Raw genomic sequence first — 12,369 nt, 5'->3', positions numbered from 1 at the left:
AGTTGCCGCTGGCTGCATGAAATTCTCTCTTTATCCCGAACAAACGGCTTTGCTGGCGTACGTCGCCAAGTGGACCTGTATCGCCGGCGTGATCGCCGCGCTCAGTGGCACCGCTTCGGCTTTCTTCCTTTTTGCACTGGACTACGCGACCCGATGGCGCGAGGCGCACGCGTGGATCATCTGGCTGCTGCCGCTGGCCGGCTTCGCCGTCGGCTGGCTGTATCTGAAAACGGGTAGCAGCGTGGAAGCCGGTAACAACCTGCTGATCGACGAGATCCACGATCCGCAGAAAGTCGTCCCGCTGCGCATGGCGCCATTGGTCTTGGTCGGCACCGTCGTATCGCACCTGTTCGGCGCTTCGGTGGGCCGCGAGGGCACGGCCGTGCAGATGGGCGGGGCGCTGGCCGATCAGTTGACCTACGCGCTGCGCCTGCGCCACGCCGATCGCCGCATCGTGCTCATGGCCGGCATCAGCGCCGGTTTCGCCTCCGTCTTCGGCACGCCGCTGGCCGGCGCCATCTTCGGCATGGAGGTGCTGGCCGTCGGCCGCCTGCGTTACGACGCCATCTTTCCGTGCATCGTCGCCGCCGTGGCGGCCGACCAGGTGGGCATGGCCTGGGGCGTCCATCACACGCACTATCCGATGAATACGGTGGTGGCGGTCGGCTTTGCCAGCGTTGCCGCCGTGCTGGCGGCGGGCGTCGTGTTCGGCCTGGCCGGCATGGCCTTCGCCAGGTCCACGCACGCGGCGTCGGCTTTTATGAAGCGTCTTATCGCGTATGCGCCGCTGCGGCCGATGATCGGCGGCGCGGTCGTCGCCGTCGCCGCCTGGTTTTTCGGCACGCGCTACATCGGCCTGGGGATTCCGGTGATCGTCGAGGCGTTCCAGCAGCCGCTGGCGCCGTGGGATTTCTTCGGCAAGTTCGCTTTCACGGTCGCTTCGCTGGGCAGCGGATTCAAAGGCGGGGAGGTGACGCCGCTGTTCTTCATCGGCGCCACGCTCGGCAACGCGCTTGCGCCTTTGCTGCATCTGCCTTTCCCTTTGCTGGCGGCGCTGGGCTTTGTCGCGGTGTTCGCCGGGGCGGCCAATACGCCGCTGGCGTCGACCATCATGGCGATCGAGCTGTTTGGCCCGCAGATCGGTCCCTTCGCCGCGATGGCATGCGTGGTGGCTTATCTGTTCTCCGGCCGTTGCGGCATCTACCGCTCGCAAAAATCGGGCATGGCCAAGTACCGCGTGCCGCCGGTGCCGCGTGACCGCCTGCCGCCGCCGTCAGCCAAATGACGCCAGGCCGCCGGCCAATTCCAATTTTTCGATCAGGCTGCGCGCGTCGAACGGCGCCCGCACTTTGATGTCGTTGTCGAAGTAGCAGTAGACGTCGCGCTTGGCGCGTGCCGGCGGCGGCTTGTCCGATATCAGTTTGGCGTCGTCCGGTTGCCCGCCGGTGCTCCAGGCGCGGATGCGCGCGGCCCAGCGCTCCAGCGCCTCGTCGTCGTAGCCGCTGGCGTAAAGTTCCTCGGCGCCGTGCAGGCGCAGATACATGAAGTCCGACGTCACATCCTCGTAGTAGGGGAATTTTCCGGCGGTGTCGGCCACCACCAGGGCCACCTTGTATTTGCGCAGCAGCGCGACGAAAGCGGGATCGACGAAGCTGTCGTGGCGAATCTCGATCGCGTGACGCAGCTTGTGATTGGCGTCGATGTCCAACGCGACCTTGCCGTTCATGCGCGGCTCGTGCCGGCGCGCCAGGCGCTGCGCCTGTTCCAGGTCGCGCGGCAGCAGGCTGAAAAACTGCTCCAGCCGCTCGGCGTCGAAGCGGAAGTTGGGCGGCAGCTGCCACAGGAACGGACCCAGTTTTTCGCGCAGCGCGAACACGCCGGAGGCCATGACGTTGGCCACCGCCTTGTCGATGCCGTCGCCCAGGCGCAGGATGTGCGTCAGGTAGCGGTTGCCCTTGTGGCTGAAGACGAAGCCCGGCGGCGTGGCCTCGTACCATGCGGTGTAGCTGGACGGGCGCTGCAGCGAGTAGAAGGAACCGTTCAATTCGATCGTCGGCAGCGCGCGCGAGGCGAATTCGAGCTCGCGCGCCTGCGCCAGCCCTTCCGGATAAAACACGCCGCGCCAGCCTTGGTAGCGCCAGCCGGAGATGCCGATGTAGATTTTTCCCATGTCTAAAATATAGCCAAATCCGCTTGCAGGCGAAGCACGGTTGCCTGCAGGCAGGACTCGGTCGCCCCGGAAATGCTCGCATTCGTCGCGGTGTTCATTTTCGGACAGTCGGTGTGCGGTAATGGTCAACCGGCCGTCGGACAATCGCGGCAAATGCGCATAAAGGCGGCGATACAGGCATGGCCCGGACCTTGCTATGTTCAGGGCATGAACAAAAATCTCTCCCTCGCACTCGTCGCCATGCTCGTCCTCCACAACGCTGCCCACGCCGCCGAGATCAATATCGTCGAACAGGCGGCCGAGGGCGGCGCGGCCATCGTCGTCACGCTCGGTTTGTCGATCCTGTTCCTGGCCGTCTCGATCGAGCGGCTCATGCACTTCCGCGCCCGCGCCATCGTGCCGGACGGGCTGGTGGAAAGGGTCAAGCCGCTGTGGGCCGCGCAGGATTTCACCAGGCTGCAACAGCTGCTCGCCGAAGACGATAGCACCCTGGCTCGCGTGATCGCCTATATGGTCGCGCACCGCCAGCATGGATACGCCGTCGTCAACAGCGGCGCCGGCGACATCGCGTCGATGGAGTTGCGGCACCATCAGCAAAAGGCGTATGCGCTGGCGATCGTCGCCACGGTGGCGCCCATCGTCGGCTTGCTCGGCACCGTGGTCGGCATGATCGACGCCTTCCATGTGATCGCGTTCTCTGAAGGCATGGGCAACCCCGCGCTGCTGGCCGGCGGCATCTCGAAAGCGTTGATCAATACCGCCGCCGGCTTGTGCGTGGCGCTGCCGGCGCTGGGCATGCACCATTTCCTCAAGAACCGGCAGGCCTTCTTCGGCCTGGCGCTGGAAAAAAAGATCAACAGCTTGATCGACGAATGGTTCCTGCACGGCGACCCCGCGCCGCAAAACCTGCACGTGGTGTCGCATGCGCATTAACCTGGGCGAGGACGAGCAGCCGGAAATCGGCCTGATCGCGCTGATCGACTGTATCTTTTTTCTGCTGATGTTCTTCATGGTGGCGACGTCGTTCAAGCAGCCGGACGCGCACAAGCCGCAGAAGGAGTTGCCGGTCACCCTGCCGATTTCCCAGGTCAGCCTGGAGCGCGACGAGGCCGGCCCGGCGCCGCTGGTGATCGGCGTCGACAAGGACGGCAAGTTCTTCCTCGATGGCGAGCCGGTGTCGACCCAGGCGCTGCACGGACGGTTGAAAATGGAGGGCGCCCGCGATCCAGGTCGCCGCATACGCATCGATGGCGACCAGCTGGCAAAATACCAGGACATCGTGCACGTGCTCGATCTGTGCCAGTTCGAGCGGCTCACCAACATCTCCATGCACACCCGTGGCGCGCGATGATGTTCGGCCGACTCGATGAATGGGAGCCGAGGGCCCGCCGCGAGGGCGTGCGGCGGTATGGCTTCGTGCTGGTCTCGCTGGCGGTGCACGCGCTGCTGATCCAGCTGCTCTATTACTTCGGCGTCTATCGGGTGGAGATGGCGCAGCAGCGCGAGCGGGAGAGCGTCAGCGCTGCCGTGGCAAGGCAGTCCAGGATCGAAAAACGCGTGATGGACATGGAGAAGATCAAGGACTTGCTGGATCAAAGCCGTCCCGGCGCGCCGCCGCGCGATGGCGCTGGCGCCGTGGACGAGCCGGACTTCCGTGCGACGTCGCTGCCGAAACCCCCGGAGCAACTGCTTGCGGAAGCTAGGGAGCTGTCGGCCGCCATCGCGGAGGTGGAGAAAGCGCTCAAAGCCACCGAGTTGGCGAGAATCGAGAAGATACCGGTGCAAAAGGCGCGGGAGCGGCTGGCGTCACCGCCGGCCGACAGCGCGGCGCCGCCGCCTGACGCCACACCACCGTCGCGCGCCACGCCACCGCCGAACGGCGCGCCGCCGCCGGGCGCCACGCCCGGACAATTGGCGGCGGAAATCCAGGAGCTCGAGACAAAGGCGCGCGCCGCGCTGGCGCAGCGCCAGCAGGATCTGGCGCGCCAGCGTGACGGCGTGGCCGTCAAGCGCGGGCAGGTTGGCGCCGTTCAGGCCAACGGCACCGACAGCAAGCCGGGAACGGGCATTGGCGGTGGTGGCGGCGACGATGCACAGGGTGGCGAAGGCCGCGCCGACGCCACGCCCGGAATCGGCGGGAACGGCATCGAGCAGCGCATCGCTGCCTTCATCAAACGCGATGCGGCGCTGCCGACGGGCGCCGCGCGGAACTACACCGGCGCCGGCGAGGCGATTTTCAATCCGGGCGGCGGCAATATTCCGCCGGTCGATGCGCGTTCGATGATCAAGGGCGCCGGCCGCGTGCTGGGCCGGGGTGGCGAATTTTCCAACCGGGTCTACATCAATAGCTGGTATGTGATCGGCCCTTTCGAGGGCAAGCATGGCCGCGGGCTGTTTTCCAACCATCGCTATCCGCCCGAGCAGGGCGTGGTCCTCGATGCCGTCTATGCGGGCAAGGAAAACCGGCAGTTGAAGTGGCGCTATGTGCACGCCGCCAGCTATCCGCTGGTGCCGCCGGACCCCGACGAAGACGCGGTGTATTACGGCTATACCGAAGTGATGATGGACCGCGACCAGGAATTGACGATGTGGATAGGCGCCGACGACGACGCCCAGATCTGGCTCAACGACGTGCAGGTCTGGGCTGGCGGAAACATCAACAAACAGGCGTTCTGGCCCGCGCTGTACGACGTTCCCAACACCCATGGTCGCGATTACAATATGACCGAGGCCAAGCGCACGGTGCGTTTCAGGAAGGGCCGCAACAAGATCTTCTTCAAGATGGCGAACGGCCCGACGCGGCTGTTTTTCTCGCTGGTGCTGACGAAGTAATTCGGCGTCACATCAGCCGCGATAGAGCGGATTGCTGCCGACGTAGACGGTCACCATTCCCACGTCCACGCCTTCGGGCGCGATCTTCTCCAGGCCGAATTGATCTTCCGCGTGCAGGGTCTCGAAATGCCAGGTGAAGGTTTTGCCATTGACGGTGAACGCCACGGTATCGCCATTGTTGACGTTCACCCATTTGATGCCGGGCGTGATCGTGATCGCGCGGTCGGCGAAACCGTTGCCGGCAGCGCTGCCGTAGTTGGCGGGTGTCGCGGGAGCCGCCTGTGCCAGGCCGGCGCCGACGATGGTGGTGCAAATGATCAGGGTACGCAGTGTCTTAAACATGATAGGTCCTTTGGGTTGTTGAGTGAAGACAGGACCAGTTTAAGGAGCGCGCACTGACAGGAACATGACGCTTGGATGACAGATTTGTAATCGCGTATGCCAGCAAGAACATGGCGTGGCACGGTGAGGGGGCCGGGCGGCGCTTGTCCGCCCGGGCGTTGATGGTGCCTAGTGTTGTACACCTGCGCCGTCATCGTCTTGCGACGGTTCCGGCGCCGGCAGATCGGCGGACGCCGGGCTTGCCATCTGTGGATCGGGCGCCGGACCGCCGTCGACACCGATGGCGTGGGCAGCGTTGTCCACTGGCGTGGGGACGTCTTCTTGCTGCGAGACGTCATGGGCCCATACCGTGCTGCCGGCGGGGGCGAGGCCGAGGGACGGCGCCGGCGCCGCCGATTCCGCTGGCCCGTGGCTGTGGGCGGCGCTGGAAAACGGCGTCGGAACGCCGCCGTCCAGGGACATGCTGTGGTTGCCGGCATTGGCGCCGGCGCCGAAGTCGAGCTTGATCGTGATGGAAGAGGGAGCCATGACAATTCTTCCCGGTCAATTCAGATAGAGCGTGTACAACAACCCGGTCGCATTGTCGTACGACCCGGACACCGTTCGGCCGCTGGCCCTGGCCGTGCACAGGATCACGAACATGTTGGTGGCGCCGTCGACGCTGATCGGCTGCACCTTTCTGTAAGGCTGCGTCGACAGCAATCCCCATGCGTTCATCGAATGTGGACTGGTGTAGGTTTGCACCACGCTGAGGTTGGAGAAGTTTACGTAAGCCATGATATTGCTCCTTAGGGAAGATCGACGGTTACACACAATAAGCCTGGTAAATCAGCGACGTGTCGGCATACACGTTCACTTTCCTGTTGTACGCCTGGGCTTCGGCCAGCAAGACAAACATGTTGGTCACGCCGTCCGGCGTCAGCGGCTGCACCTTGCGCCAGCCGAGGTCCTGCACATACGCCCAGGCGTTCATCGAATGCGGACTGGTGTAGGTGGACAGCACCGCCTTGCTGTTTTCCCAGTTGATGGTGGCCGGGGCGTTGAACGTCATGACCGCGCCCGAGGCCGAAACGGCGTTGATCCTTAGCCCCGAATTGCTGCCGTCCCACCATTTGCTGCTGGGGTTGGTGGTATCCGAAAACTCGGTCCTGGTCGGCGCGCCGAACAGGTCGTCGGCGTCGCCCGCGTTGGCGTTCTTTTCCAGGTCGAAGCGGTTGTCCGCTTGCACCAGCGAACACTCGTAGTGCTGGGCGGGCGTGCGTTGCTCGTTGCTGTTGTTGCCGTTTTCATCGACATGGAAGATGGCCAGGCCGGCATCGGGCAGGAAGGTGTCGCGGCCGGTCTTTTGCCGGTTCTCCATGATCATGTATTCCGTCGCGCTTTTGGCATAGATGTAGAAGTCGTTGTTGGCGGCCGACAGCGTCGCGGTGATGCCCGGCATGATCGCCACGGCCTTGGTGGCCCAACCTGACTCGTTCTTCAGGTAGGCGCAGATTTGCACCGGATTCTTGTCGTTGCCGCCGTAGCACATGAGGCAGAAGTGACCCAGGCCGGCCGAGGCGCCGGCGCCGCTGTCGTAGTCGTAGAGGTCGGGGTAGTCGCAGACCATGTGTCCGTTCTCGTGGCAGAAAGTGCGCAAGGTCAGTTCGCTGCCGATGTCGGTGATCTGGTAGTCGAACATTTTCTTGCCGCCGCCGGCGTCGAACGGGGCGGCGAGATTCCAGGAATGCGGCCATAGCCCCTGGGACCAGTTGTTGACGGTGGGGCCGGCGTAAAACACGTTCAGCGCATTGACGTAGCCGCTGCCGTCGCTGGTGAGCTGGCCGAAATTGAACCCTTGCGCCTTCAGCCATGTCAGCGCCTCGACGATCAGTTCCTTGGCGCGGGTGCCGTAGGCGATCGCCGGATCCGTGTAGTAGGCGCGATTGTGCGCGGCGGTGTAGTACTGCGTCACCACGTTGGTGTAGGTGAGTTTGCCCTTGGAATTGTCGAAGAAATAGTCGCGCACCGAGCCATTGTTGCCGTAGCCGGTGTAGCCGGCCTGATTGCAGAAGCTGTTGATGGCGGCCACCGGGATGGTGTCGGCCACGTCGGGAAACCGGATCAGGATGCACAGCCCGACGAAGTTGCCGACGGTGATCGTTCCTTGCGCTTGCGGCAGTTCTCCGGCGGCGCTGGGCATCATCGCGCGGCGCCGGGTCTTTTTTTCCGCGCGCCGGATCTGCCAGCGGCTTGGCGCTCCCTGCCGCAGCGGCGAGCGCTGCGCTTGCTGGCGGGCGCGCTCCGGCGGCAATTGGAGATGGGGCCGCAGGTCCAGGCTCTGCGGGTCGACCTCGCCGGCGGTGTGCCCGGTCGGCACCAGCGCGTGCCCGTCGTCGGCCAGCGTCGCGTATTGGTAGAAGCCGGTGTCGGGGTCCTGGACCACGGTGTAGCCGTCGAGGGTTTCGAACCTCGCGTGGTACTGGTTGCCCCAGCCCCTGACTTGGACGGCGCTGCCGTCCGGATTGGTGAAAGTGAATTCTTCATTGACGAACGGCGTGCTCATGATCGTATTCCCCCTTTGACGAAGCTTCGTTTCGATAAGCTGATGGGGGTAGGACACTGGCGCGACGTAGTGAAGAAAAACCCGGATCAGTGAGGGCCAATATAGGCTCATCCGGAGGCCGGCGGCACGCGACCCCGGCTGTCGGTTGAGACCGGTCAAGCTTCGTGCAGGTTCGTGTTTGGGTGGTGGGCGCCATCACGCGTCCCGGTTTTTGCCTTGCCACGCAGCACGCGCTCGGCGACATGCGCGGGTATGCCGTTCGCTTCCATGTAAGCGGCCGCATCGTCCGCGCCCAGCATTTCCCTGAACACGATCGCGACGTCCACCCGTCCCGCCGTCAGTTTGTCCACTCTTCTCGATTCGATCATATCCCTCCATTGTTTGTGGGTCGGTCTTGCAATTTATCGCTCGTCACGGCGGTCCCGATAGTTGCGGGCTGGATCGAGCAATGCCAGCAAATCCCAATCCGGCTTGCACAGCCAGCCTTGCTGCAGCGTGACCGCGGGCCGCTGCGCGTGGGCCGGTACTTGTTCAAAGCCGGACAGTTCAAAGCCGTCCGCCGACATCCATTCGAGATTGGCGTCGAGCAGCGCGCCGCGTCCGCAAGCCGTGGCGGAGGCCGCCGGTCCGACCTCCGCACGCACCGTCGCCCGGCCTAGCGCTGGTTCCACGATGCTGGTCACCAGCAGCCCGCCGCTCAAGGTCCTGATATGCCGGTCGGTCAGCTCGCGCCGTGCGATCTGCTCGCCGTAGCGGTACAGTGGCACAACCCTGAAGGCGTTGACGACCGCCGGCAGCTCCAGTTGGCACAGCCATGACTGGCCATAGCCTTTCAGCCCGTGCGCATGGCGTCGTTGCTGCGCGCCGCTGAGTACGAACTGCATGCCCTTGAACCAGACCAGCTTCGGCATCACCAGCTCGTCGACAATGCGCGCCGGGCCGTCGGGCGCGAGCAGGCGCGCGACCTTGGTCGGCTTGCGCTGGCCCTGGTCGGTGATCCGCATCACCAGCAACTCCAACGGCTCATGCGGCGGCGCGATCGGCACCGGCCGATCCAGCGCCGCGCCGCCATCCAGTCGGCGCTGAACCCAAACCTTCAATTTGCCACCCCGTAATATACTGTGCTTTTATACAGTATATTGCATTTTGGATCGGTTATGATAGTCCTATGTGCGGACGCCTCGACCAAAACGACATCGATAGGGTGCTCAACGATTTTAGTTGGGCCGGCGAGGTCCTGCGCCGCAGCCGCGCGGAACTGTTGTTTAATGCGGCGCCGGGGACGGTGCGGCCGATCTTGCGGGCGGAGGGCGGGGCGCTGGTCATTGACGACCGCTGGTGGATGTACAAGGCGGCCGGTTCCCCGGCGACGGTCCGGCCAACGCCCAACGCGCGGCTGGACAAGATCGCGGGCAGGTACTGGGGGCGCCTGCTCGGCACGGGCCGCATCATCGTGCCGGCCAATGGTTGGTATGAATGGACCGGCGAGAAGCCGAACAAGCAGCCCTGGCATATTCATCGGGCCGACGGCGAAATGCTCTACATGGCGGCCCTGACCGCGTGGGGTGCGGGTTCGGAGGACCGTAACGCTTCCGGCTTCGCCATCGTGACCGACGATGCGGAAGGCGGCATGATCGACGTGCACGACCGGCGCCCGGTGGTGTTCTCCGCGAGCGACGCGGCCACCTGGATGGACCCGGAGCTATCCGGTGAACAGGCGGCAGAGCTTGCGCGCTCGGTGGCGCTGGGCGCCGACAGGTTCGCGTGGTATCAGGTGTCGACGGCGGTTGGAAATTCGCGCAATCAGGGAGCGGCGCTGGCGGCGCCGTTGTCTCCAGGGCTTTTCGATTAAGTGCCTCAACGCGACGTTATATCCCCGCTCACGCCATGCGCGGGCGACCGACCCGTTCCAACTCCAGCGTCAGCGTGACGACGGTGCCCCGCTCGGGGCCGGGTTCGACGCGCAGCGTGCCGCCGAGCTGCTGGGCGCGCGCGGCCATATTGGGCAAGCCCCGTCCGCCGGACTCGGGCCTGCGCGCAAGGCCGACGCCGTCGTCGGCGACGCTCAGCACGAGCCGGCCATCGCGGGCCACCAGCGACAGCTCGACCCTGCGCGCGTCGGCGTGCTTGGCGACATTGGTGAGCGCTTCCTGCGCCGTGCGCAACACCTGGAGCGTGGCGTGCGGCCCCAGTTGCAATGTATCGTCGGGGAGCTCGACGGTCCATGCGTACCGCACCCCGATCGCTTCCAGCTCGGCAGCCCAACGGAACATGAAGTCGCCGAACGCGACCTGCAGGCCATGGTCGTCGGGCGCCAGCGCTTCGAGCGCGAGACGCATGTCCGCGATGCAGGCCCGCAACGATGAGGCCATCTCGGTGGCGTCCATGGCGCCGCGCTCGACGCGCGACAGCGACGTAAACAGTTTGGAGCCGAGGCCGTCGTGGATCTCGCGCATGATCAGCTTGCGCTCGACGGCCGCCGCGTTTTGCCTCTCCAACTCGGCCATCCTCTCGAAGTTGACCGTCAGCGCCCGCTCGCGGTCGGCGACGCGCGATTCGAGCGTCTCGTTGAGCTCGCGCAGCGCGCGCACGCTGAGCACGAAGCGCGCGCACAGCAGCACGCCCATCGCCACCAGCACGAGGTCGGCTCCGTAGTGCAGCAGGAAATAGCGTTGTCCCACCCAGCCCGGTGCGAACTGGGCCAGCAAGCGCGGCTTCCACACCATCAGATAATCGTGGATGCCGGTCAGCGTGGCCACGGCTAGCGCGGCGGGCAATAAGAACGACAGCGGCGTGCGTTGGCGCCTGGCGGTGGCGACGGACATGACCACGATCGCGATCGCGATCGGGATCAGGCCGGCGGTCCACAGCCGGTTGACTAACTCGTCGCTGTCGATGCCGCTCGCCAGCCGCCAGGCGGGGCCGATGGCCCAGTAGGCGAGCAGCGCGCGTTCGGTCCAGCGGCTGTTCATGCCGCCGAGGCGGCCGGCGAACAGCGCCAGCACCACGATGAAGCCGCCCGTGCTCGCCAGATAGAGCAGACGCCACCACTGCCAGCGCTCCGGCGGCACCGCCTCGATCACGAAGGTCAGGGTGCGGATGCCCCACATCAAGGCTGCGATGCCGAACCAGCCGTACAGCACCTCTTCGGGCAAGCGCCACCAGATCAGCAGCATAAGCATCGCGACGACCAGGCAGCCGCCGACGGTCAACTCCGGCATCGTGTGCATCCAAAAATAGCGCCGGTCGAATTGGGGGCGCAGCTGCGCCAGCGGCCCGACGCGGGGCGGCGCAACGTTCATGGCCGTTTCGCCGGCCACCGGGCTGGCGTGGATCGCCAGTTCGTGGCCTCCGGCGCCCAGATAGGCGCGCGGCAGGACGATCAGGGCCGGCCGCTCCCAGCGCACATGCAAGGCCGCGCTGCTGACGGGCATGTCGCCGACCAGGCGGCCGTCGAGCCAGACTTGGCCGCCGCCATACAGGTAGGGCAGCAGGACGCCCCAGAAATCCGCAGGCGGGTGGGAGACGTCGAAGCGCATACGCAACCAGGCGCCGCGGGACGGTTGACCGCGCGATAGCGGCAGCGTCGTCTCCCGCCAGGCCGCCGTCTCCGGCGGTGGCGCCGTGGCGGCCGATTCGACCATCATCGCCCGCCTGATCTCGATGACGGCGTCGGTCGGCGCCGGTTCCAGCGTCAGCCACGGCAGTGCGGCGACCGCGCACGCCAGCACGGCGGCGCACAGCCGCCACCACCTCATAGCAGCCCCAGTTGCGTGGCTTCGTAGACGGCTTCGGTGCGCGAGTGCACGGCCAGCTTGCGGTAGATTTTTTTGACGTGGGCGACCACCGTGTGTGGCGAGATCCCCAGCAGTTCGCCGACCTTGTCGAAGCTCAGTCCCTTGGCTGTCAGCTTGAGCAGTTCGATTTCGCGCGGCGTCAGGATCGTCGCCGGCGCCGCCTCCCCGGCTGGCGCCGTCGCCCGCATGCGGGCCAGGACGCGGCGAGCGATGCTCGGCGAGATCGGCGCGCCGCCGCCGCGCAGCTCGTGGATGCTCGCGGCGATGCGCTCGGGGCCGACATCCTTCAACAGGTAGCCCGTCGCGCCGGCCTCGAGCGCGGCGAAGACGTGTTCATCGTCGCCGAACATCGTCACCACCAGCACATCGCAGTCGGGGCAATGGCGCATCACGTGGCGGATGACCACGATGCCATCGACGTCGGGTAAGCCGAGGTCGAGCAGCACGACGTCCGGCGTGGTGCTCGCGAGCACAGCCAGCGCGTCAGCCCCGTTCGATACCGCGGCGATCAGGTGCAGGCGCTCCTCGGCCAGCAGCGCCGCCGAGAAACGGTGCAGCAGTTCGGGTTCGTCCTCGACGATCAGCACGGATGTCGGCACGGGAGGTGGGTGCGGAAGCGCCATAAATTGATTCTAGTATAACTTTGTGGCCGCGTCGATGACGTGTTCACGCGATTGCCAGGG

General features: G+C 65.3%; 14 protein-coding genes. 5 read left to right on the top strand and 9 right to left on the bottom strand.

The genetic code is table 11. The features are described from left to right. Positions 1–16: 16 nt before the first annotated feature. Positions 17–1,285: a voltage-gated chloride channel family protein gene (locus tag NHH73_19105; GenBank protein ID USX24717.1), complete on the top strand. Its 1,269-nt coding sequence runs from the start codon at positions 17–19 to the stop codon at positions 1,283–1,285. Here the strand turns inward: NHH73_19105 and NHH73_19100 are convergent. Next, complete coding sequence (locus NHH73_19100) at positions 1,274–2,170, bottom strand: DUF72 domain-containing protein (GenBank protein ID USX24716.1); 897 nt, start codon at positions 2,168–2,170, stop codon at positions 1,274–1,276. The genes NHH73_19105 and NHH73_19100 overlap by 12 nt on opposite strands. 207 nt (positions 2,171–2,377) lie before the next feature. On the opposite strand from NHH73_19100, the gene NHH73_19095 reads away from it, so the two are divergent. Genes NHH73_19095 through NHH73_19085 form a run of 3 tightly spaced genes read left to right on the top strand, consistent with a single transcriptional unit; the run spans position 2,378 to position 5,002 of the window. After that, complete coding sequence (locus NHH73_19095; protein ID USX24715.1) at positions 2,378–3,103, top strand: MotA/TolQ/ExbB proton channel family protein; 726 nt, start codon at positions 2,378–2,380, stop codon at positions 3,101–3,103. Then, positions 3,093–3,521 carry a biopolymer transporter ExbD gene (locus NHH73_19090; protein ID USX24714.1) on the top strand — a complete coding sequence of 143 codons (429 nt, stop codon included), beginning with the start codon at positions 3,093–3,095 and terminating at the stop codon, positions 3,519–3,521. The genes NHH73_19095 and NHH73_19090 overlap by 11 nt, the downstream gene beginning before the upstream one ends. Beyond that, positions 3,518–5,002, top strand: coding sequence for a hypothetical protein (locus tag NHH73_19085; protein ID USX24713.1), 1,485 nt, complete (start codon positions 3,518–3,520; stop codon positions 5,000–5,002). Before NHH73_19090 ends, NHH73_19085 begins: the two co-directional genes overlap by 4 nt. A gap of 12 nt (positions 5,003–5,014) precedes the next feature. Here the strand turns inward: NHH73_19085 and NHH73_19080 are convergent, their stop codons facing one another. The 6 genes from NHH73_19080 to NHH73_19055 form a co-directional block, all read right to left on the bottom strand. Further along, positions 5,015–5,344 (bottom strand): CzcE family metal-binding protein, encoded by a 330-nt coding sequence (locus NHH73_19080; GenBank protein ID USX24712.1) that lies wholly within the window; start codon positions 5,342–5,344, stop codon positions 5,015–5,017. A 168-nt stretch (positions 5,345–5,512) separates the two neighbouring features. After that, complete coding sequence (locus NHH73_19075) at positions 5,513–5,872, bottom strand: hypothetical protein (GenBank protein USX24711.1); 360 nt, start codon at positions 5,870–5,872, stop codon at positions 5,513–5,515. 15 nt (positions 5,873–5,887) lie between these two features. Continuing rightward, the gene (locus tag NHH73_19070) at positions 5,888–6,121 is read right to left on the bottom strand and encodes a hypothetical protein (GenBank protein ID USX24710.1); all 234 of its coding nucleotides are present in this window, start codon (positions 6,119–6,121) and stop codon (positions 5,888–5,890) included. A 28-nt stretch (positions 6,122–6,149) separates the two neighbouring features. Beyond that, positions 6,150–7,889, bottom strand: a complete 1,740-nt coding sequence (locus NHH73_19065) for a M6 family metalloprotease domain-containing protein (protein ID USX24709.1) — start codon at positions 7,887–7,889, stop codon at positions 6,150–6,152. 155 nt (positions 7,890–8,044) lie between these two features. After that, positions 8,045–8,257 carry a hypothetical protein gene (locus NHH73_19060; GenBank protein USX24708.1) on the bottom strand — a complete coding sequence of 71 codons (213 nt, stop codon included), beginning with the start codon at positions 8,255–8,257 and terminating at the stop codon, positions 8,045–8,047. Between the two features lie 33 nt (positions 8,258–8,290). Further along, positions 8,291–8,989 carry a hypothetical protein gene (locus NHH73_19055; protein USX24707.1) on the bottom strand — a complete coding sequence of 233 codons (699 nt, stop codon included), beginning with the start codon at positions 8,987–8,989 and terminating at the stop codon, positions 8,291–8,293. Positions 8,990–9,057: 68 nt separating this feature from the next. Here NHH73_19055 and NHH73_19050 point away from each other — a divergent pair, with 68 nt between their 5' ends. Next, positions 9,058–9,741, top strand: coding sequence for an SOS response-associated peptidase (locus tag NHH73_19050; GenBank protein USX24706.1), 684 nt, complete (start codon positions 9,058–9,060; stop codon positions 9,739–9,741). Between the two features lie 28 nt (positions 9,742–9,769). Here the strand turns inward: NHH73_19050 and NHH73_19045 are convergent, their stop codons facing one another. Together NHH73_19045 and NHH73_19040 are read right to left on the bottom strand one after the other, a co-directional pair. After that, positions 9,770–11,647: a hypothetical protein gene (locus tag NHH73_19045; GenBank protein ID USX24705.1), complete on the bottom strand. Its 1,878-nt coding sequence runs from the start codon at positions 11,645–11,647 to the stop codon at positions 9,770–9,772. Next, a complete protein-coding gene (locus NHH73_19040; protein USX24704.1) occupies positions 11,644–12,309 on the bottom strand; it encodes a response regulator transcription factor in 666 nt (221 codons plus the stop codon). The genes NHH73_19045 and NHH73_19040 overlap by 4 nt, the downstream gene beginning before the upstream one ends. Positions 12,310–12,369: the final 60 nt, after the last annotated feature.

The organism is Oxalobacteraceae bacterium OTU3CINTB1 (assembly GCA_024123955.1).
In the GTDB taxonomy this organism is placed as follows: Bacteria; Pseudomonadota; Gammaproteobacteria; order Burkholderiales; family Burkholderiaceae_D; genus Rugamonas.
The sequence above is the reverse complement of the archived record's forward strand: the minus strand, read 5'-3'. Positions and strand labels throughout refer to the sequence as shown.